Genomic DNA, 20,619 nt, shown 5'->3' with positions numbered 1-20,619 from the left:
TCCATCCATGGCGGCATCCTCTTTGTTCGAGTGCGCGCGGCGCCTGCCCGGAAATTTCGCATGGATCGCCGTGGCGGTCGATGCGGCCCTGTTCGCGGCGGCCATGGCGGCGCGGCTGCTGCCTTTGTCGCCGCACGCCGAGCAGATGCGCGGCGTGTATGCGCAACCCGGCGTCTGGGTGCCGCTGCTGTCGCGCGTGGCCGCGGTATGGCTGCTGGCGGCCACGCTGGCGTGGTGCCATGCGCGCAAGGCGCTCGACGAACGCGGCGCGGCCCGCATCGCGCAGCTTCGCGGCCCTGGCAGCCGCTTCGGTGCCGTGTTCCTTGCGGCGATGGCCGTCAACATGCTGGTTTTGACGCCGCTGTTCTATCAGGTGCAGCTGCTCTTCATGCCCGGTGGGCCGCTGCACCAGCGCGTCGGCATGTACGGCCTGCCGCCGGTCATGGCCTTGTCGATGCTCGTCCAGTCGGCCATCCAGATGTTCGTGCTGGTTGCGAGCGTGTGGCTGGCCGCCCGCTTCGCGCTGCGCGAGCGCGGCATGGCGCCCGTGGATGCCTCGCGCGGCGCCGCGGACGATGGCGGCGCGGACACGGCACCGCCTCGCCGCGTGGTGGCGCTCGTAGCCGCCGCGACTTTTGTCTCGCTGCAGGCGTGGCTCGGCCATGTGGCAAGCAGCTGGGTCGACACCTCGAGGGACTCGGACCTGGCGCCGCTTCTGCTCGGCTGGTTCGCGGTGCCGCTGCTGGTGTGGGCGCTGGCGTTCTGGGGCGGCTGGCTCGGCGCCGCGCCAGGGCCCGCGCAGGCGCGCCCGTTCCGGGCCGTGGCGGCCGCGGTGTCGGTCTTTGCGTTGTTGCAGGTGGTGTGCGCCGCGCTGGCGCTCGGCGGGCTGTGGTGGATCGCGGCCGCGAGCTTCTCGGGCGTGAGCAGCGGCAGCCGCCTGACGGCGCTCGCCATCGCGCTGGCGGCAGTCTACCTGGTGCTGCTGGTGCTGGCGATGCGCGCGTTCACGCGCCGGCTCTACCGCCGCTACTTGTAGCTGCGCGCGTCCTCGATCACCTTGCCGTCGTTCGGCAGCGTGCCCGGCGCCACCAGCTCGATGGTGCCGCGCAGCTTGGTCACCTCGCGCACCGCCTCGGCAATGCGCGCATCGAGCCCGGCCGGCGCACCGGCTGCGCATTCGAGCCTGAAGGTCATCTGGTCGTCGCCCATCTCGCCCGAGACCACGAGGCGCGCGCGCTGCACTTCCGGAAAGCGGCGTGCGATCTCCGCCACCTGCGAGGGGTGCACGAACATGCCGCGCACCTTGGTGGTCTGGTCGGCGCGGCCGAGCCAGCCCTTGATGCGCTTGTTGGTGCGGCCGGTGGGGCAGGTGCCCGCGAGCACGGCGGAAAGATCGCCGGTGCCGAAGCGCACCAGCGGATAGTCGGGGTTGAAGGTGGTCACGACGATCTCGCCGACCTCGCCGTCGGGCACCGGGTCGCCGGTGCCGGGGCGCACGATTTCGACCAGCACGCCTTCATCGAGCACCAGGCCTTCGCGCGCGCTGGTCTCGTAGGCGACCAGGCCCAGGTCGGCAGTGGCATAGCACTGGGTGCCCTGCACGCCATGCGCGGCGATCCAGTCGTGCAGGCTCGGCGGAAAGGCTTCGCCCGACACCAGCGCCTTGGTGAGCGAGGGCAGCTTCAGGCCTTTCTCCTCGGCTTTTTCCAACAGGATCTTGAGGAAGCTCGGCGTGCCCGCATAGCCCTCGGGCTTCAGGTCGGCCATGGCTTCGAGCTGCTGCTCGGTCTGGCCGGTGCCGCCCGCGAACACGGTGCAGCCCAGGGCGCGCGCGCCGCTTTCCATGATGGAGCCGGCGGGCGTCATGTGGTAGCTGAAGCTGTTGTGGATGAGCTCGCCGCCGCGAAAGCCCGCGGCATGCAGCGCGCGCGCCGTGCGCCAGTAGTCGCGCGCCTCGCCCTCGGGTTCGTAGATGGTGCCGGGGCTCGCGAACACGCGCGGCATGCGGGTGCCGCGGCCGATGGTGGAAAAGCCGCCGAAGGGGTCGTCGGCGCGGCGCTGCTTCTGCAGTTCGAGCAATTCGGTCTTGCGTGTGACGGGCAGCTTGGCGAGCGCCTCGCGCGTGGTGATGTCGGCGGGCTTCACGCCATCGAGGATCTTGGCAAACGCGGGCGCGGCGGTCTGGGCCTGTGCGATGTGCTTCGGCAATGCGGCGAGCAGGTCGCGCTCGCGTTCGGCGGGGTCACGGATTTCTAGCTTGTCGTAATGGTCGGTCATGTCCGTACCTTCATTTCTGGAATTGCGAGGCGGGAAATCCAAATGCGGAAGCGTTCGTGGCGCGTGCACAGGCCACCGGGTACTCCCCTCCGCGAATGTCCCCCGGCCTGCGGCCTCCTCCTTTATTTCGCTGCGGGGAGCACCCGATGCCCTGTGCACAGGGCACGCTGCTGGTTTGCGGCTGATCAACCAGTGCTCTGAAAATGCTCACGTCGATGGGGTGCCTTGCGCAGCGAAATAAAGGAGGAGCCCGAAGGGCGGGGGACATTCGCGGAGCAAGGTACCCCGTCGGCGGGAGCGCGCCCCGAACAACGGCAACGGCAACGGCACACCAACGTTTCAAGCCAGCCACCTTTTCCGGCGCTTGTAGCTCTTGACGTCACGGAAGCTCTTGCGGTCCGCGCCGCCCACGCCAAGGTAGAACTCCTTCACGTCTTCGTTCTCGCGCAGGCTCTTCGCCGGCCCGTCCATCACGATGCGGCCGTTCTCCAGGATGTAGCCGTAGTCGGCATAGCGCAGCGCCATGTTGGTGTTCTGCTCGGCCAGCAGGAAGGTCACGCGTTCCTTGGTGTTGAGGTCCTTCACGATCTCGAACACCTCTTCCACGATCTGCGGCGCCAGGCCCATCGAGGGCTCGTCGAGCAGCACCATGTTCGGGTTGGCCATCAGCGCGCGGCCAATGGCGCACATTTGCTGCTCGCCGCCCGAGGTGTAGGCCGCCTGCGAAGTGCGCCGGGTCTTCAGGCGCGGAAAGTACGCATACACCTTCTCCAGCGTCTGCTGCACCGCGGCCTTGCCGTCGCTGCGCGTGTAGGCGCCGGTCATCAGGTTTTCCTCGATCGTCAGGTGCGCGAAGCAGTGCCGGCCTTCCATCACCTGGATCAGCCCGCGCTTCACCAGCTCGGCCGGCGACAGCGCCTCGATGCGCTCGCCGCGCAGTTCGATCGTGCCCTTGGTGACCGCGCCGCGCTCGCCCGCGAGCAGGTTGCTCACCGCGCGCAAGGTGGTCGTCTTGCCCGCGCCGTTGCCGCCGAGCAGCGCCACGATGCCGCCTTCGGGCACCGTGAGCGACACGCCCTTGAGCACGAGGATCACGTGGTTGTAGATGACCTCGATGCCGTTGACATTGAGGATGATGTTGGGTTCGCTCATGGTGTGGTCCGAAGCATTCGAAAGAACAACAAGAGGCTGTTCTTTCGAATGGCGGCTCTCGCGAGCCGCCACGGTTCCTCAAGCCGTCACATGCTGCAGTCGGCTGCGTCGCGGCGCGTGAGCTTCTTTTCGCCCGCGTACTTCTCGGCCGCCACCTTCACCATTGGCTTGATGATCTGCTCGTCGGCCTGGTACCAGTCGGACATGCCGCCCCACTTGGCGCCGTCCCAGGTGTGCACGCGGGCCCAGGTCGAGCCCATGTGGTCCTGGCACGAGGTGCCGAGCGGGCGCAGCACGCCCGAGAAGCCCAGCGAATCGAGCTTCTTCTGGTCGAGCGCGAGGTTCTCCATGCCCCAGCGCACCTGCTCGCCGGTCATGACCTTGCCCTTGCCGAAGCGCTCCTGCGCGCGCTTCACGGCTTCGACGCCCAGCATCTGGATGATCACGCCGCGGGTGTAGAGCACCGAGCCCACTTCGTCCTTCGGCCCCGTGCCCTGGCCCTTGTCGTGCACCTGCTTGAGGATTTCCTGGATCACCTTCGGCTCGGTGCCCGAGGTGTTGAGCGCCAGCGCGTTGTAGCCCTTGGCGTTGGCGCCCACGTCCTTCACGTCAGGCTCGGCGCCGGCCCACCACACGCCATACATCTTCTCGCGCGGATAGCCGGTGGCCACGGCTTCCTTCAGCGCGGTGGAGTTCATCACGCCCCAGCCCCACAAGAGCACGTAGTCGGGCCGCGACTGGCGCACCTGCAGCCAGGCGGACTTCTGCTCCACGCCGGGTGCGGTGACCGGAATCAGCGACAGCTCGAAGCCGTTCTGCTTGGCGCGCTCCTGCAGCAGCGGGATCGGCTCCTTGCCGAACGGCGAGTCGTGGTACACGAGGGCGATCTTCTTGCCCTTGAGCTTGTCCATGCCGCCTTCCTTCTTGCCGATGTGCTGGATCAGGATGTCGGCCGCGGTCCAGTAGCTGCCCATCAGCGGGAAGTTCCACTTGAACACGCTGCCGTCCTGCGACGCCGACAGGCCGTAGCCCAGCGTGATGAGCGGGATCTTGTCGGTGGGCACCTTGTCGGTCAGCGCAAAGGTGATGCCGGTGGCCTGCGGGTCGAACAGCGTCACGCCGGGGCGGCCCTTCAGGCGCTCGTAGCACTCCACGCCCTTGTCGGTGGCGTAGCCGGTCTCGCACTCTTCGTACGTGATCTTCACGCCGTTGATGCCGCCGGTGGCGTTGATGTACTTGATGTAGTCCTGCTTGCCGTTGGCCCAGGGCGTGCCGTTGGGCGCATAGGGGCCGGTGCGGTACACCAGCAGCGGGAAGAACTGTTCCTTGGCCTGCGCCTGGGCGAGCGATGGCGCAAGCAGCGCGCCGAGGGTGCTGGCCACCAGGGCGGCGGTCAGAGCGAGCGATTTCAGTTTCATGCCTGTCTCCTTATGTGGGCACCTCGGTGCCGGTTTCTACGAACGGAAAAATCAGTGGGGGAAGGGCCAGAGCCGCAACTTTTCCTTGGCGGTGGACCACAGCCGTGCCAGGCCGTGCGGCTCGACGATCAGGAAGAACACGATCAGCGCGCCGAAGATCATGGTCTCCAGGTGCGAGGCCAGCGCGGTGGAGATCGAGAAGCCCAGCCACCCCGGCAGCTGGTTCAAAAAGAGCGGCAGCAGCACGATGAACGCGGCGCCGAAGAAGCTGCCCATGATCGAGCCGAGCCCGCCGATGATCACCATGAACAGCAGCTGGAACGAGCGGTCGATGCTGAACGCCGCCGGCTCCCATGCACCCAGGTGGATGAAGCCCCACAGCGCGCCCGCCACGCCCACGATGAAGCTGCTCACTGCAAAGGCCGTGAGCTTGGCGTACACCGGGCGGATGCCGATCACCGCGGCCGCCACGTCCATGTCGCGCATGGCCATCCATTCGCGGCCGATCGCGCTGCGCACCAGGTTCTTCGCGAGCAGCGCGAACACCACCACGAAGATCAGGCAGAACAGATACTTCTGCACCGGCGATTCGATCGGCACGCCGAACACGTTGAGTCCCGCCACGCTCACCGAGCCCGACGACGAATTGTTGGTGAACCACTGGATCCGCAGGAACGCCCAGTCGGTAAAAAACTGCGCCGCGAGCGTGGCCACCGCCAGGTAGAGCCCCTTGATGCGCAGGCTCGGAATGCCGAACAGCACGCCGATCACCGTGGCGCACAGGCCGCCCAGCAGCAGCGAGGCAATGAGCGGCATGCCGTCGATGCGCACCTGGAAGTTGTAGGCCGCATATGCGCCCACCGCCATGAAGGCGCCCGTGCCGAGCGAGATCTGCCCGCAATAGCCGACCAGGATGTTGAGGCCCAGCGCCGCGAGCGACAGGATCAGAAAGGGCGTGAGGATGGCGCGCATCCAGTAGTCCGACACGCCCAGCGGCACCGCGACGAAGGCCGCGAGCAGCAGCACCAGGGTGGCGATCCGGTCCTGCGCGATCGGGAAGATCTGCTGGTCGGCGCGGTAGCTCGACTTGAACTGGCCGTTTTCTCTGTAAAACATCTCAAACCCGATCGATGATCTTCTCGCCGAACAGGCCTTGCGGACGAACCAGCAAGAAGACCAAGGCAAGAACGTAGGCGAACCAGATCTCGATGCCGCCACCGAGCATGGGGCCGAGATAAATTTCAGAAAGCTTCTCGCCGACGCCGATCAGCAGCCCGCCGATGATCGCGCCCGGTATCGAGGTGAGTCCGCCCAGGATCACCACCGGCAGCGCCTTCAGCGCCACCAGCGAGAGCGAGAACTGCACGCCCAGCTTTGAGCCCCAGATGACCCCGGCCACCAGCGCCGAGAAGCCCGCCACCGACCACACGATCACCCAGATGCGCTTGAGCGGAATGCCGATCGACTGCGCGGCCTGGTGGTCGTCGGCCACGGCGCGAAGGGCGCGGCCCGTGGCGGTCTTCTGGAAGAACACGGCCAGCACCACCACCAGGCCCGCGGCCACCAGCGCGGCGACCAGGTCTTCCTGGCTCAGCAGCAGGCCGCCCTGGAAGGTGCCCTGCAGCACCATCAGCGGTTCCTTGGGCATGCCCACGTCGATCTTGTAGATGTCGTTGCCGAAGATCGTCTGGCCCACGCCATCGAGGAAGTAGGCAATGCCCAGCGTGGCCATCAGGAGCGTGATGCCTTCCTGGTTCACCAGCTTGCTGAGCGCGAGCCGCTCGATCAGCCAGGCCACGATCACCATCACCCCCATGGCCGCGATGAAGGCCAGGATGTTCGCGAGCACCTGGCTCTCGAAGCCGAACCACTGCGGGAACCATTCGGCGAAGCGCGCCATGGCGAGCGCCGCGAACAGCACCATCGCGCCCTGCGCAAAGTTGAAGACGCCCGAGGCCTTGTAGATCAGCACGAAGCCGATGGCGATCAGCGAATAGAGCATGCCGACCATGAGGCCGCCGAACAGGGTTTCTAGGAAAAAGCCCATGGTCAATGTCTCTCTTGTTTTTCTCCCTCCCCTTCCGGGGGAGGGTTGGGGTGGGGGCTCGCGGCGCTCGATGAGGCGCGGCTGTATTGCGAGGGCTGTCGTGCCCCCAACCCAGCCTTCCCCCGGGAGGGGAAGGAGCAATGCATCAGGGTCGGGTGTGGCATGGCGTCAGTGCTCCACGCCCAGGTATGCCCGGATCACGTCTTCGTTGTTGCGCACCTCGTGGGGCGTGCCGTCGCCGATCTTCTTGCCGTAGTCCAGCACCACCACGCGGTCGGAGATGTCCATCACCACGCCCATGTCGTGCTCGATGAGGACGATGGTCGCGCCGAACTCGTCGTTCACGTCGAGGATGAAGCGGCTCATGTCCTGCTTTTCCTCCACGTTCATGCCGGCCATCGGCTCGTCGAGCAGGAGCACCTGCGGTTCCATCGCGAGCGCGCGGCCCAGGTCGACGCGCTTTTGCAGGCCGTAGGGCAGGCGGCCCACCGGCGTCTTGCGGTGCGCCTGGATCTCCAGGAAGTCGATGATGTGCTCGACGAACTCGCGGTGCTGCAGCTCCTCGCGCTCGGCCGGTCCCCAGCGCAGCGCCTGCGCGAGCAGGCCGCTCTTCATCTTGAGGTTGCGCCCCGTCATGATGTTGTCGAGCACGCTCATGCCCTTGAAGAGCGCCAGGTTCTGGAAGGTGCGCGCCACGCCCATCTCGGCCACCTGGCGCGAGTTCATGTGCTTGAAGGTCTGGCCGCGGAAAGTGATGGAGCCCTGCTGCGGCCAGTAGACGCCGTTGATGCAGTTGAGCATCGAGCTCTTGCCCGCGCCATTGGGCCCGATGATGGCCCGCACCTCGTGCTCGCGCACGTTGAAGCTGATGTCCGTGAGCGCCTTCACGCCGCCGAAGCTCAAGCTGATGTTCTGCACGTCGAGGATGACGTCGCCGACTTTTCTGTTGTTGTTGCTCATGCGGCCGCCTTCACGATGGGGAAGGTCCTGGTCTCGACGATCTTCAGCGTGGCATTCACCACGCCCGTGCGTCCATCCTCGAACTTGACCTGGGTCTCGATGTACTGCTCGGTCTTGCCGCCGTAGAGCGCGCTGACCAGCACCGCGTATTTCTCGGCGATGAAGCCGCGCCGCACCTTGCGCGTGCGCGTGAGCTCGTCGTCGTCGGGGTCGAGCTCCTTGTGCAGCACCAGGAAGCGCGCGATCTGCGTCTCGCCCATGCCGTCTTCGCTCGCCAGGTCGGCATTCACCTTGGCGATGCATTCGGCGACGAGCGCCAGCACCTCGGGCTTGCCGGCCAGGTCGACGTAGCCGCCATAGGCCAGCCCGCGCCGCTCGGCCCAGTTGCCGACCGCCTCGAAGTCGATGTTGATGGCCGCGCAGACCTCTTCGCGCCCGTTGCCGAAGCACACGGCTTCCTTGATCTGCGGGAAGAACTTGAGCTTGTTCTCGATGTAGTTGGGCGCAAAGATCGCGCCGCTCGCGAGCCGGCCCACGTCCTTGGCGCGGTCGATGATGCGCAGGTGGCCCTCGCTGTCGAGCACGCCCGCGTCGCCGGTGTGGAAGTAGCCGTTGGCGTCGAGCACCTCGGCCGTGGCGTCGGGGCGCTTGTAGTATTCCTTGAGCACCGAGACGCCGCGCACCAGCACTTCGCCGTCCTCGGCGATCTTGAGTTCGATGCCCGGCGCGGCCGTGCCCACGGTCTGCAGCTTGACCTTGCCGTCCTGCTGCAGGCACACATAGGCGCAGGTCTCGGTCTGGCCGTAGAACTGCTTGAGGTTGACGCCGATCGAGCGGTAGAAGCGGAACAGGTCGGGCCCGATGGCCGCGCCGGCCGTGTAGGCCACGCGGATGCGGCTCATGCCCAGCACGTTGCGCAGCGGCCCGTAGACCAGCAGGTTGCCAAGGCTGTACATCAGCCGGTCGCCCGTGCCCACCGGCGCGCCGTTGAGGATGTCCGCGCCCACGCGCTGCGCGAGCGCCATGAACTTGCCGTACAGCCAGCGCTTGGGCGCGGCCGCGTCTTCCATGCGGATCGACACGGCCGTGAGCAGGCCCTCGAAGGTGCGCGGCGGGCCGAAGTAGTAGCTCGGCCCGATCTCGCGCATGTCGTTCATCACCGTTTCGGACGACTCGGGGCAGTTGAGCGTGAAGCCGCCCACCAGCCACTGCGCCACCGAGAACAGGTGGTCGCCGACCCAGGCCATCGGCAGGTAGCTCATGATGTTGTCGCCGGGGCCGAGCCTGTCGGTCTCCACGCCGCCGCGGCCCGCCGCGATGAAGCTCGCATGCGTCTGGCACACGCCCTTGGGCCGGCCGGTGGTGCCCGAGGTGTAGAGGATCACGCCGACGTCGGTGGCCTCGCCGCTGGCCACCGCGCGGTCGTAGTAGCCGACGTGGGTCTTGTCGAATTCGCGGCCCAGTTCGCGCAGCTGCTCGTAGCTCATGAGCCCGGGCTGGTCGTAGTGGCGCAGGCCCTTGGGGTCGTCGTAGATGATGTGGCGGATGCCGTGCTGCTGGTCCTTCTGCAGCTCGCGGCATTCGAGCAGCTTGTCGACCTGCTCCTGGTCCTCCACGATCACGAAGTCGATGGCCGCGTCCTGCAGCATGAAGACCATCTCGCTGGCCACCGCGTCCTGGTAGAGCGGTACCGGCACGCCGCGCAGGCTCTGCGCCGCGAGCACCGCCATGTACAGGTGCGGGCGGTTGGCGCCCACGATGGACAGGTTGTCGAAGGGCTTGAAGCCCAGGCTCGCGAGGCCGCAGGCCATTTCGCGCACTTCCTGCGCCACGGCGCTCCAGCTCCAGGTTTGCCAGATGCCGAGATCCTTCTCGCGGATGGCGGGCGCCTGGGGCTGGGCTTGCGCATGCGCAAGCAGCAGACGGGGAAAGGTGGGGGCGGTGGTTTGCACAGTGGGCGGATCGTAGGCCCCACTTTGACGCCGTGTTGTCGTTCCAACGACAATCCTAGGGACACTACTCCCCGGAGTTTCCCGATGCCTCACGGCAATCCCAATCAACGCAACGTGCTGGGTGGTTCCATCAAGGACCGAGTTCGTCCCCCTAGCGGCGCCGAGCTCGGCGGCATTCCGTGGCTGCCCACGCTCACGCCATCCGAGCGCCGCCGCGCCGAAGCCGCGCTGGTGGTGGGCGAGGCCGAGGTCGGCGACCTGGTCTGCCGCGTCGGCCGCTCGCCCACCTACTGGTTCGGCGTGGTCGAGGGCCTGCTCAAGATGAGCAACGACAACGCCGACGGCGGCTCCGTCACCTACACCGGCGTGCCGCCCGGCGGCTGGTTCGGCGAAGGCACGGTGATGAAGCGCGAGCCCTACCGCTACAACATCCAGGCATTGCGGCGCAGCGTGGTGGCGGGGCTGCCGATCGAGAGCTTCCACTGGCTGCTCGACCATTCGATCGGCTTCAACCGCTTTGTGATGAACCAGCTCAACGAGCGGCTCGGCCAGTTCATTGCGGCGCTGGAGATCGACCGGCTCAACAACCCCGACGCGCGCGTGGCGCGCAACCTGGTCTCGCTGTTCAACCCGGTGCTCTACCCGGGCGTGGGCGAGGTCCTGCGCATCACGCAGCAGGAGCTGGCCTACCTGGTCGGCCTGTCGCGCCAGCGCGTGAACGAGGCGCTCAACGGCCTGTCGGCAGAGGGGTTGATCCGCGTGGAGTACGGTGGGCTGCGCGTGCTCGACCTGCCGGGCCTGCGCGCGAGCGCGATGTCGAACAAGAAGAACAGCAGCAACAGCCGCTCACCCGAAACGGAAAACCCATGACCCTCGAAGACCAGCTCCAGATCGTGCCCGCGGATGCGCAGGCCGCCTTCATTCCGCCGCCCGAGGCGCCAGCAAAGGCCAAGGCCGCAGACACCGGCCCGACGCTCGAGGAAGCCATCGCGCGCAACGAGGCGCTCACCGAGAAGATCGACGCGCTCGATGCGGTGCTGGCCAAGCCGCTCGCCGAGATCCTTGCCGAGCGCGAGAAGGCCGACGAGGCCGCGCTCGCCTGGGATCGCTTCGGCGCGATGTGGATGCTCTCGCAGCGCGCCATGCGCCGCGTGGCGCTCGACCTGGCGGCGCAGCTCGGCCTGAGCGAGGAAGAGGTCGTGGCGCGTGCAATGACCCATGCCAACGCGGTGCTCAACGGGGCCGACGAGGTCGACCTTGGCGGCACCATCGCGCCGGCGCAGCTGCAGCACATCGCGCGGCACCGCAACTTCCTGCGCAACCAGTTCCGCAACGGCTGAGCCCGGGGCCTCCCTATACCGCTTAACCTCGCGCCTTCGTTCCAGAAAGACTCTTTTCCCGATGACCGCTTCTTCCCACCTCACCCTCATCACCGGCGCCTCGCGCGGCCTGGGCCGCGCCATGGCCGAACAGCTGCTGCAGGCCGGCCACACGGTGCTCGGCATTTCGCGCAGGCAGGAGCCGCAGCTTGCGCAAGCCGCGCAACAGGCCGGCGCAGAACTCATCCAGTGGGAGCAGGACCTGTCCGATCCGGTGGCCGCATCGGCGCGCCTCTCGGCCTGGCTCGAAACGCTCGACGGCCAGCGCTTCGACAGCGTGACCCTGATCAACAACGCCGGCACCGTCGGCAACCCCGCACCGCTCGCGAGCGCGGTCGGCACCGAGCTGTCGCAGGCGCTGCGCGTCGGCCTCGAAGCGCCGATGCTGCTGACCGCTGCCTTCCTGGGCGCCACGCGCGGATGGCGCGGCGCGCGCAAGGTGCTCAACATCTCCTCGGGCCTGGGGCGCAATGCCATGGGCAGCCAGGCGCCGTACTGCGCGGCCAAGGCCGGCATGGACCACTTCTCGCGCGCCGTGGCGCTCGAGGAGGCTGCCGCGCCGAACGGCGCGCGCATCGTCTCGCTCGCGCCCGGCATCATCGACACCGACATGCAGGTGCAGCTGCGCGGCGCATCGGACGAGAAGTTTCCGGACCGCACGCGCTTCGTGAGCATGAAGGAGGAAGGCCGCCTCGACAGTCCGGCCGCCGCCGCGGCCAAGGTGCTCAAGTACCTGGCGCGCGAAGACTTCGGCCGCAACCCCGTGGCCGACGTGCGCGACCCGGCCTGAGCGCCGGCAAGGAGAGCACACCATGGCCACCGCAAAGTCGATCGACACCGGCGACTACAAGCTCTTTCCGTCGCCGAGGAACGTGCACCGCGTCATCTTCGAGCACCAGGTCTTCGTGCCGTACCCGTACGCGCTGATCGTGATGGACGAGTTCTACTTCAAGGGCCGCTACAGCCTGTTCTCCGCCTGCCGCCTGAGTGACGGCAGGATGGGCCAGGTGGCGACCTTCGAGCTGGCATCGGACGTCGACATCTTCAACAAGAAGTTCACGCCGGACTGATCCTCTCCGTGTTTCTCCCTCCCCTCCCGGGGGAGGGCAGGGGTGGGGGCACGGCGACGTCAACTTCCGCGCAGTGCCGAAGGGGCTACAGCAAGAACCTGTCGCGCTGCGCCTGCGCGCACTCGCCCATCACGGCCAGCGCACGCTCCACCGTCGGTGTGCCGAGCACGAACGGGTTCGCGGCCGGCGGAGGCTGCTGCCGCAGCGCGGCGAGCTTGGCCTGCGAGCCGTCGATGTTCGAATGGTTCGACAGCATCACGTCGATGCGCTGGCTCTGCGCGATCGCACCCATGCGCTGCGTGGCGCCGATGTAGGCGTCCAGCCGCGGCACGTCCTTGCCGAAATTGAAGCCGGTGCCGCCCCAGAGCATTGCGCGGTGCTTGCGCCCGCCCGTGCTCACGTCGAACACCGGAGAGATCGTGCCCATGGTGTGGCCCGGCGTGAGGTACAGCGTGACGCTGGTGTCGCCGAGCGTGATGCGGTCGCCGTCCTTCACCGAGATGTCGCGCTTGGGCGGCGCGCCCCAGATCGGCGTCGCGAATTCGAGCCTGGTCTCGGTCATGGTCCAGTCGGCTTCGCTCATCACCACGCGTGCGCGGTACTTCTGCGCGAGGTAGCTGGCGCCGCCGTAGTGGTCGCCGTGGCCATGCGTCACGACCACGTACTTGATCTGCGCCGGGTCGAGCCCCAGCCTGCGCATGCCGCCTTCGATCAGCGCCGCGGCCTCGGCCTGGGTGTTGAGCGCATCGATCAGGATGATGCCCTGCGAGGTCTTGATCGCCCAGGCGCTGACCCAGTCGGCGCCCACGAAGTAAAGGTTGTCGAAGGCCTGGCCCGGCGGCGGCGCGGGCCGGTTGATGAAGCCGGTGAGGCTCTTGTCGAGCGCGTCCTGCGGCGGCCGGGCGGCGGGGGCGGGCTGGCACAGGGTCAGCAGGGGCTTGAGGTCGGTGCCGGCTGCGCGCGTGGCGGTCGCCACATGGGCCGCCACGCTGGCCTCGGACGGCGCGGCGGGCAGCCCTGCGGTGGTGCCGGCCGGCGTCTGCGCGCAGCCCTGCACCAGGGCGGCCACCGCTGCCAGGGTGGTGGCCTTCAGCAGGAGGGTGTTGTTCTTCGAACTCTTGCGCTGTGCTGCCATCGGTGTCTCCGTGCCGTCGCTGCGGCCTGTGGTGGAGACGCCATTGTGCGGCGGCCGCGGTTATTCGATGGTCGCGCCCGAGGCTTGCACGATGCCCTTCCACTTCTCGTAGTCGGTCTTCAGCAGCGTCTCGAACTGTTCGGGCGTCATGCCCTGCGGCTCGGCGCCCTGCGCGATGATGGCGGCCTTCATCTCGGGCGTGGCCAGCAGCTTGTTGACTTCGGTATTCAGCGTGGCGATCACGTCCTTCGGCGTCTTGGCGGGCACGAAGAGGCCGTACCAGGTCGACACGTCGAAGCCCTTGTAGCCGAGCTCGGCCACGGTGGGCGTCTCGGGCAGCGAGGTGCTGCGCTTGGCCGAGGTCACGGCCAGCGGGCGCAGCTTGCCCGCCTTGATCTGCGCCAGCGCCGAGGGCACCGACGAGACCATCAGGTCGACGTTGCCCGCGAGCACGTCCATCATGGCCGCGTTGGAGCCCTTGTAGGGCACGTGGCGCATCTTGATCTGGGCGGCGCCGTTGAAGATCTCGCCGGCCAGGTGGATGGTGGTGCCGTTGCCGGGCGAGCCGTAGGTGACGGTGTCGGGCGCCGCGCGCGCGGCTTTCACCACGTCGTCGAGCGTCTTGAACTTCGAGTTGGCCTGCGTGACGATCACCACCGGCGTGTAGGCCACGTGCGCCACGGCCGTGAGGTCCTTCACCGGGTTGTAGCTCAGGTTCTTGTAGAGCCAGGGCGCGACGACCATGTTGTCCTTCTGGCCCATCACGATGTCGTAGCCCGTGGGCGCGGCGCGCGCGGCCTCCGCAATGCCGATGGTGCCGCCGGCGCCGCCGCGGTTGTCGGGCACCACGGTCCAGTGGTTGGCCTCGGTGAGCTTCTGCGCGACCAGCCGCGCCAGGATGTCGGTGCCGCCGCCGGGCGGGAAGGGCACGACCATGCGAATGGGCTTGGCGGGGTAGGACTGTGCCTGCGCAGGGGCGGTGAAGGCCAGGGGAAGTGCCAGCGCGATGGCCAGCGTGCCGAAGTGTCTGCGGATCATGGGTTTGCTTGTCTCTTTGTCTGAGCGATTCGGGGTTGCAGCAGCCGTGGATGGCGGTCACTGCACCGGGGGTGCAGTGTGCCGGAAGCGGGGCCTTGCGGATTCTTCATTCGCGATGGGGCCCATATCGGCTGGCGGGGTATTTTCCGATGGATTGACAGCAGCCCGCCAACGCCAAATACTCCACCAAATGGTTGAGTATTTTTGGCTCGCCCGCCGCGCGTCCACTGCGCGATGGGCTTCACAGGAGACTCTCATGCTCGGAAACATCAACGCGGTGGCCAATCTCGCGGTGAAGGACCTTGCCGTGGCGCGCCGTTTCTATGAAGGCACGCTGGGGCTGGCGCAGGTCGATGCCGAGGGCGACGAGGTGATCGTCTACCGCAGCGGCAACTCGCGCATCAACGTGTACCGCTCGGCCTTTGCGGGCACCAACCAGGCCACGGCCGTGACCTGGCCGGTCGATGGCGAGATCGAGCGGCTCGTGGCCGCGCTCAAGGCCAAGGGCGTGCGCTTCGAGCACTACGACATGCCCGGCGCAAAGCTCGAAGGCGACATCCATGTCATGGGCGACATGAAGGTCGCATGGTTCAAGGACCCGGACGGCAACATCCTCAATCTCATCAACGGGTGATGAGGATGCCCGCCGGGCCGGACCCGGCTCCTCAGCCGAAGTTCTTGGCCGCGAAGTCCCAGTTCACCAGCTTGGCCAGGAAGGTCTCGACGAACTTGGGGCGCAGGTTGCGGTAGTCGATGTAGTAGGCGTGCTCCCAGACGTCCACCGTCAGCACCGGGGTGTCGCCGGTGGTCAGCGGCGTGCCCGCGGCACCCATGTTCACGATGTCCACCGAACCGTCGGCCTTCTTCACCAGCCAGGTCCAGCCCGAGCCGAAGTTGCCCACGGCCGACTTCACGAAGGCTTCCTTGAACGCGTCGTAGTTGCCCCACTTGGCATCGATGGCCTTGGCCAGCGCGCCCGTGGGAGCACCGCCGCCCTGGGGCTTCATGCAGCTCCAGAAGAAGGTGTGGTTCCAGATCTGGGCGGCGTTGTTGTAGATGCCGCCGCTGGACTTCCTGACGATGTCCTCGAGAGGCATCGACTCGAACTCGGTGCCCTTTTGCAGGTTGTTGAGGTTCACCACGTAGGCATTGTGGTGCTTGCCGTAGTGGTACTCGAGGGTTTCCTTCGAGTACTCGGGTGCCAGCGCGTCAAGGGCGTATGGCAGGGGCGGCAGGGTGTGTTCCATGGTGGGTTTTCCTTTCGGGTTGGTTTGGAAATCGAATCGGATCAGGGCGCGCTCTTCGGGCTCACCTGGTAGGCGCAGCGCCGCGCGCCCGCGAGCACGTGCTCGACGCGGCTCACGCTCACGCCGGGGCCCAGCACTTCGTCGAAGAGCTGGAGCTCGCTGCGGCAAAAGCCGGTGCAGGCGCGCGCCGCGGTGCAGATGGGGCAATGGTTCTCGATGAAGAGGAAGCCGTCGCCCTCGGGCCGCAGCTCGGCCATGTAGCCCTCGCGGCTGCGGATCTCGGCCAGCCGCTCGAGCTTGTTCTTCAGGCTGCGCGCGCCGCGCATGGCCTCGCGGTAGTTGGTGCGCATGGCCTCCTCGCGCGCGCCGATGAGCCGGTCCATGCCCTTCTCGCCGAACACGCTGATGACGGCGCTGATCATCTGCACCGTCATCTCGGCATGCGTGTCTGGAAAGCGGGCGTGGCCGGCGCCGGTGAGGCGCCATATCTGCGTGGGCCTGCCGCGGCCCGCCGGGCGGCTCTCGGCATCGACCAGGCCCTCGGCCTGCAGCTTGGCCATCTGCTGGCGCACGGCCTCCACCGTGACGTCGAGCACCTTGGCGATGTCGGGAATGCCGAGCGCGCCGCGGGTCTTGAGCGTGGACAGGATGCGGTCCGCCGGCTGGTGCGGCATCCAGCCGGGCTTGGCGTCGAGGTGGCGCGTGGTCATCCTTTTTTTATTCAAAGAGCTTGCTTTGATTATCAAATGACAGCCGAGGTGTTGTCGAGCCCTTTGAAAAGGAGGGGACGCCTTTACGGTTTCTTTATGCGCCCCGGCCGACTCTGTTCCCCGTTTTTACGGGCGCCTGCCGAGACTCGAGTCCTTGTTTTCGCTTGAGGAGTGATGAATGGACTTCGTCTGGATGGGCGCCTTGCTGGCGCTGTGGGCCGTGGTGGCGGCCATGGCTGTGGGGCTGGACCGGCTCGGCGCGCCGAGGAACGCGGTAGCAGCAGAAGGAGACGCATCGTGATCGGCCTCGAAGCGCTCTATGGCTTCGGCGCCCTGGTTGCCGTGGTCCTGTTCGCTTACCTCGTGTTCGCACTGATCTGTGCCGAGGAGTTCTGAGATGACTTCCTCCGCATGGGGCCTGTTGGCTCTTTTCCTGGCCGCACTGCTGGTGCTGGCTTGGCCCGTCGGCAAATTCCTTGCCGCACTGTGCAGCGAGCGCGTGCCGCGCTGGATGCAGCGTGTCGAGGCGCCGTTCTACAAGATCGCCGGCACCAGGCCGGAGCAGTCGATGCACTGGCTGCGCTATGCCATTGCGCTGCTGGCCTTCAATGCCGTGGGCGCGGTCTTCGTCTATGCGCTGCAGCGGCTGCAGGGCTGGCTGCCGCTGAATCCCGCGGGCATGGGCGCCGTATCGCCCGACTCGGCCTTCAACACCGCGGTGAGCTTCGTCTCCAACACCAACTGGCAGGGCTATGGCGGCGAGTCGGCCATGAGCTATCTCACGCAGATGCTCGGGCTCGCGGTGCAGAACTTCTTCTCGGCCGCCACCGGCATTGCGGTGGCCTTCGCGCTGATACGCGGCTTTGCGCGGCGCGGCGACGGCAAGGCCAGGGGCCTGGTCGGCAACTTCTGGGCCGACCTCACGCGCATCACGCTCTGGGTGCTGCTGCCGATGTCGTTCGTGCTCGCGGTGTTCTTCGTGAGCCAGGGCGTGATCCAGAACTTCGATGCCTACAAGACCGTGCAGACGGTCGAGGCCACGGCGGCGGGCGGGCAGACGCTTGCGATGGGTCCGGTGGCTTCGCAGGAAGCCATCAAGATGCTCGGCACCAACGGCGGCGGCTTCTTCAACGCCAACTCGGCGCACCCGTACGAGAACCCGAGCGCGCTCGCCAACCTGCTGCAGATGATCGCGGTCTTCCTGATCCCGGCGGCGCTGTGCTTCGCGTTCGGGCGCGTGGCGGGTGACCTGCGGCAGGGCTGGGCGGTGCTCGCGGCGATGACGGTGATGTTCGTGGCGGCGGTGATGGTCGTCATTCCCGCCGAGCAGGCCGGCAATCCGCTCCTCGGCGCGCTGGGCGTCGACCAGCTGCACGGCGCGCTGCAGAGCGGCGGCAACATGGAAGGCAAGGAGGTGCGCTTCGGCATCGATGCCTCGGCGCTGTTCGCCGCCGTCACCACGGCCGCCTCGTGCGGCGCGGTGATCGCGATGCACGACTCCTTCACACCGCTCGGCGGCATGGTGCCCATGGTGCTGATGCAGCTGGGCGAGGTGGTGTTCGGCGGCGTGGGCAGCGGGCTTTACGGCATGCTGATCTTCGCGATGCTCGCAGTATTCATCGCGGGGCTGATGATCGGCCGCACGCCCGAGTACCTCGGCAAGAAGATCGAGGTGCGCGAGATGAAGCTGATCTCCATCGCCATCCTGGTCACGCCGGTGCTGGTGCTGGCCGGCACGGCGGTGGCGGTGCTGGCCGGCGCGGGCAAGGCCGGCATTGCGAACCCCGGCGCGCACGGCTTCTCCGAGATTCTTTACGCGCTGAGTTCGGCCGCCAACAACAACGGCAGCGCCTTCGCGGGGCTGTCGGCCAACACGCCGTTCTACAACGGCCTGCTCGGGCTTGCGATGTGGCTCGGCCGCTTCGCGGTGATCGTGCCGGTGCTGGCCATTGCCGGTTCGCTCGCAGCCAAGCAGCGCCTGCCCGTCACCGGCGGCACGCTGCCCACGCACGGGCCGCTGTTCGTCTCTTTGCTGATCGGCACGGTGCTGCTGGTCGCCCTTCTCAACTACGTGCCGGCGCTGGCCCTGGGGCCGGTGGTCGAACACCTCGTGCTCTGGAAATGAAGGAGCGCACCATGACCAACTCGAAGACCTCCCTTTCGCTGCTCGACGCGGCACTGGTGAAGCCCGCGCTGTGGGGCGCCTTCGCCAAGCTGGATCCGCGCACGCAGTGGCGCAATCCGGTGATGTTCATCGTCTACATCGGCAGCATCCTCACGACGCTGCTCTGGGTGCATTCGCTGAGCTTCCCCGGCGACACCGGCATGAAGCCCGCCTTCGTGCTGGCCATCACCGTCTGGCTGTGGTTCACCGTGCTGTTCGCGAACTTCGCCGAAGCCTTGGCCGAGGGCCGCAGCAAGGCGCAGGCCGCTTCGCTGCGCGGCCTGCGCAAGGACACCTGGGCCAAGAAGCTGCAGGAGCCGCGCCATGGTGGCCAGTGGCTTCCCGAGCAGGCGCCCAACCTGCGCAAGGGCGACGTGGTGCTGGTCGAGACCGGCGACGTCATCCCGCTCGACGGCGAAGTGATCGAAGGCGTGGCCTCGGTCGACGAGAGCGCCATCACCGGCGAATCGGCGCCCGTGGTGCGCGAATCGGGAGGCGACTTCTCGGCCGTGACCGGCGGCACGCGCGTGCTGTCCGACTGGCTGGTGGTGCGCATCTCGGTGAACCCGGGCGAGTCGTTCCTCGACCGCATGATCGGCATGGTCGAGGCGGCCAAGCGCCACAAGACGCCCAACGAGATTGCGCTCACCATCCTGCTGGTCGCGCTGACGCTGGTGTTCCTGATGGTCACCGTCACGCTGCTGCCGTTCTCGGTGTTCAGCGTGGAAGCCGCGGGCGCGGGCACCGTGGTGTCGCTCACCGCGCTGGTGGCGCTCTTGGTGTGCCTGATCCCGACCACCATCGGCGGCCTGCTCTCGGCCGTGGGCGTGGCCGGCATGAGCCGCATGATGCAGGCCAACGTGATCGCGACCTCGGGCCGCGCCGTGGAAGCCGCCGGCGACGTCGACGTGCTGCTGCTCGACAAGACCGGCACCATCACGCACGGCAACCGCCAGGCGAGTGCCTTCCTGCCCGCACCTGGCGTGCCGAAGGGCCGCCTCGCGCGGGCCGCCATGCTCGCGTCGCTGGCCGATGAAACGCCCGAGGGCCGCAGCATCATCGAACTCGCTCGCCGCGATGGCCTGGAGGCCGCATCTGTCGAAGGCGCGCGCTTCGTGTCCTTCACGGCCCAGACCCGCATGAGCGGCGTCGACCTGCCGGCTGCACCCAACAGTCTCGACACCGACGCGGTGCTGCTGCGCAAGGGCGCCGTCGATGCGATCCGCCGGCATGTCGAATCGCTCGGCGGCAGCATGCCGGCCGAGGTGCTGCGCGCCTCCGAGGAAACGGCGCGCCGCGGCAGCACGCCGCTGGCCGTGGCCGAGGGCAACCGCGTGCTCGGCGTGGTCGAGCTCAAGGACATCGTCAAGACCGGCATCAAGGAGCGCTTTGCCGAGCTGCGCCGCATGGGCATCAAGACCGTGATGATCACCGGCGACAACAAGCTCACCGCCGCGGCCATTGCGGCCGAGGCCGGCGTCGACGACTTTCTGGCCGAGGCCACGCCCGAGGACAAGCTCGCGCTGATCCGCCAGTACCAGTCCGAAGGCCGCCTGGTCGCGATGACCGGCGACGGCACCAACGACGCGCCCGCCCTCGCGCAGGCCGACGTGGCGGTGGCCATGGGCAGCGGCACGCAGGCCGCGAAGGAGGCCGGCAACATGGTCGACCTGGATTCGAACCCGACCAAGCTGCTCGAGGTGGTGGAGACCGGCAAGGCCCTGCTCATGACGCGCGGCTCGCTCACCACCTTCTCGATCGCCAACGACGTGGCGAAGTACTTCGCGATCATTCCGGCGATCTTCGTCTCGACCTATCCGCAGCTCGGCGCGCTCAACGTGATGCGGCTCGCGAGCCCGTCGTCGGCGATTCTTTCGGCGGTGGTCTTCAACGCGCTGGTCATCGTGTTCCTGATTCCGCTCGCGCTCAAGGGCGTGCGCTACCGGCCGGTGGGCGCGGCCGCGCTGCTGCGGCGCAACCTGGCCATCTACGGCCTCGGCGGCCTGCTCGTTCCCTTCATCGGCATCAAGCTGATCGACTGGCTGCTGGTCGCAGTCCAACTGGTCTGAG

The 20,619-nt window shown here is 67.3% G+C and carries 21 protein-coding genes; 10 read left to right on the top strand and 11 right to left on the bottom strand.

All coding sequences use genetic code 11. The features are described from left to right. Positions 1-7 precede the first annotated feature (7 nt). Positions 8-1,036: a hypothetical protein gene (locus ACAM58_RS24955; protein ID WP_369663727.1), complete on the top strand. Its 1,029-nt coding sequence runs from the start codon at positions 8-10 to the stop codon at positions 1,034-1,036. On the opposite strand, the gene ACAM58_RS24950 is transcribed toward ACAM58_RS24955, so the two are convergent. The 7 genes from ACAM58_RS24950 to ACAM58_RS24920 form a co-directional block, all read right to left on the bottom strand. Further along, positions 1,027-2,277 (bottom strand): phenylacetate--CoA ligase family protein, encoded by a 1,251-nt coding sequence (locus ACAM58_RS24950; RefSeq protein WP_369663726.1) that lies wholly within the window; start codon positions 2,275-2,277, stop codon positions 1,027-1,029. The two genes, ACAM58_RS24955 and ACAM58_RS24950, sit on opposite strands and share 10 nt — an antisense overlap. A gap of 339 nt (positions 2,278-2,616) precedes the next feature. Next, entirely contained in the window at positions 2,617-3,429 is an 813-nt protein-coding gene (locus ACAM58_RS24945; RefSeq protein ID WP_015867760.1) for an ABC transporter ATP-binding protein, read from the bottom strand. Positions 3,430-3,515: 86 nt separating this feature from the next. Then, a complete protein-coding gene (locus ACAM58_RS24940; protein WP_015867759.1) occupies positions 3,516-4,847 on the bottom strand; it encodes an ABC transporter substrate-binding protein in 1,332 nt (443 codons plus the stop codon). Positions 4,848-4,898: 51 nt separating this feature from the next. Beyond that, positions 4,899-5,963 (bottom strand): branched-chain amino acid ABC transporter permease, encoded by a 1,065-nt coding sequence (locus ACAM58_RS24935; protein ID WP_369663725.1) that lies wholly within the window; start codon positions 5,961-5,963, stop codon positions 4,899-4,901. Position 5,964: 1 nt separating this feature from the next. After that, positions 5,965-6,894, bottom strand: coding sequence for a branched-chain amino acid ABC transporter permease (locus tag ACAM58_RS24930; RefSeq protein WP_015867757.1), 930 nt, complete (start codon positions 6,892-6,894; stop codon positions 5,965-5,967). A 168-nt stretch (positions 6,895-7,062) separates the two neighbouring features. Next, on the bottom strand, positions 7,063-7,854 hold the full coding sequence (locus tag ACAM58_RS24925) for an ABC transporter ATP-binding protein (protein WP_369663724.1): 792 nt from the start codon (positions 7,852-7,854) through the stop codon (positions 7,063-7,065). Continuing rightward, positions 7,851-9,806, bottom strand: a complete 1,956-nt coding sequence (locus ACAM58_RS24920; protein WP_369663723.1) for a long-chain fatty acid--CoA ligase — start codon at positions 9,804-9,806, stop codon at positions 7,851-7,853. The genes ACAM58_RS24925 and ACAM58_RS24920 overlap by 4 nt, the downstream gene beginning before the upstream one ends. An 84-nt stretch (positions 9,807-9,890) precedes the next feature. Between ACAM58_RS24920 and ACAM58_RS24915 the strand changes: the two genes are divergently transcribed. The 4 genes from ACAM58_RS24915 (at position 9,891) to ACAM58_RS24900 (ending at position 12,255) form a co-directional block, all read left to right on the top strand. Beyond that, on the top strand, positions 9,891-10,676 hold the full coding sequence (locus tag ACAM58_RS24915) for a Crp/Fnr family transcriptional regulator (protein WP_369663722.1): 786 nt from the start codon (positions 9,891-9,893) through the stop codon (positions 10,674-10,676). Then, positions 10,673-11,146 (top strand): hypothetical protein, encoded by a 474-nt coding sequence (locus tag ACAM58_RS24910; RefSeq protein ID WP_369663721.1) that lies wholly within the window; start codon positions 10,673-10,675, stop codon positions 11,144-11,146. The genes ACAM58_RS24915 and ACAM58_RS24910 overlap by 4 nt, the downstream gene beginning before the upstream one ends. A gap of 61 nt (positions 11,147-11,207) precedes the next feature. Further along, on the top strand, positions 11,208-11,975 hold the full coding sequence (locus ACAM58_RS24905; RefSeq protein WP_369663720.1) for an SDR family NAD(P)-dependent oxidoreductase: 768 nt from the start codon (positions 11,208-11,210) through the stop codon (positions 11,973-11,975). A 22-nt stretch (positions 11,976-11,997) separates the two neighbouring features. After that, positions 11,998-12,255 (top strand): hypothetical protein, encoded by a 258-nt coding sequence (locus tag ACAM58_RS24900; RefSeq protein ID WP_369663719.1) that lies wholly within the window; start codon positions 11,998-12,000, stop codon positions 12,253-12,255. A gap of 85 nt (positions 12,256-12,340) precedes the next feature. On the opposite strand, the gene ACAM58_RS24895 is transcribed toward ACAM58_RS24900, so the two are convergent. Beyond that, a complete protein-coding gene (locus ACAM58_RS24895) occupies positions 12,341-13,390 on the bottom strand; it encodes an MBL fold metallo-hydrolase (RefSeq protein ID WP_369663718.1) in 1,050 nt (349 codons plus the stop codon). A 60-nt stretch (positions 13,391-13,450) separates the two neighbouring features. Further along, positions 13,451-14,428, bottom strand: coding sequence for a Bug family tripartite tricarboxylate transporter substrate binding protein (locus tag ACAM58_RS24890; protein ID WP_369663717.1), 978 nt, complete (start codon positions 14,426-14,428; stop codon positions 13,451-13,453). A 256-nt stretch (positions 14,429-14,684) separates the two neighbouring features. On the opposite strand from ACAM58_RS24890, the gene ACAM58_RS24885 reads away from it, so the two are divergent. Continuing rightward, positions 14,685-15,062, top strand: coding sequence for a VOC family protein (locus ACAM58_RS24885; protein ID WP_018905142.1), 378 nt, complete (start codon positions 14,685-14,687; stop codon positions 15,060-15,062). A gap of 31 nt (positions 15,063-15,093) precedes the next feature. On the opposite strand, the gene ACAM58_RS24880 is transcribed toward ACAM58_RS24885, so the two are convergent. Both ACAM58_RS24880 and ACAM58_RS24875 read right to left on the bottom strand, forming a co-directional pair. Beyond that, complete coding sequence (locus ACAM58_RS24880; protein WP_018905141.1) at positions 15,094-15,675, bottom strand: superoxide dismutase; 582 nt, start codon at positions 15,673-15,675, stop codon at positions 15,094-15,096. Positions 15,676-15,716: 41 nt separating this feature from the next. Further along, a complete protein-coding gene (locus ACAM58_RS24875; protein WP_369663716.1) occupies positions 15,717-16,385 on the bottom strand; it encodes a helix-turn-helix transcriptional regulator in 669 nt (222 codons plus the stop codon). 178 nt (positions 16,386-16,563) lie between these two features. On the opposite strand from ACAM58_RS24875, the gene ACAM58_RS24870 reads away from it, so the two are divergent. From ACAM58_RS24870 to kdpB, 4 genes are read left to right on the top strand one after another with little or no spacing between them, the layout of a single operon-like run. After that, positions 16,564-16,686, top strand: coding sequence for a hypothetical protein (locus tag ACAM58_RS24870; RefSeq protein ID WP_369663715.1), 123 nt, complete (start codon positions 16,564-16,566; stop codon positions 16,684-16,686). Further along, positions 16,683-16,781 carry a K(+)-transporting ATPase subunit F gene (gene kdpF / locus ACAM58_RS24865; RefSeq protein WP_018905139.1) on the top strand — a complete coding sequence of 33 codons (99 nt, stop codon included), beginning with the start codon at positions 16,683-16,685 and terminating at the stop codon, positions 16,779-16,781. The genes ACAM58_RS24870 and kdpF overlap by 4 nt, the downstream gene beginning before the upstream one ends. 1 nt (position 16,782) lies before the next feature. Beyond that, positions 16,783-18,510, top strand: coding sequence for a potassium-transporting ATPase subunit KdpA (kdpA, locus tag ACAM58_RS24860; RefSeq protein ID WP_369663714.1), 1,728 nt, complete (start codon positions 16,783-16,785; stop codon positions 18,508-18,510). Positions 18,511-18,521: 11 nt separating this feature from the next. Then, positions 18,522-20,618: a potassium-transporting ATPase subunit KdpB gene (gene kdpB / locus ACAM58_RS24855; RefSeq protein ID WP_026284079.1), complete on the top strand. Its 2,097-nt coding sequence runs from the start codon at positions 18,522-18,524 to the stop codon at positions 20,616-20,618. The last annotated feature ends 1 nt before the right edge of the window (position 20,619 follow it).

The sequence above is a fragment of the Variovorax sp. V116 genome (assembly GCF_041154435.1).
In the GTDB taxonomy this organism is placed as follows: domain Bacteria; phylum Pseudomonadota; class Gammaproteobacteria; order Burkholderiales; family Burkholderiaceae_C; genus Variovorax; species Variovorax paradoxus.
Note: the sequence above shows the minus strand (reverse complement) of the source record. Positions and strands in the feature narration are given on the sequence as shown.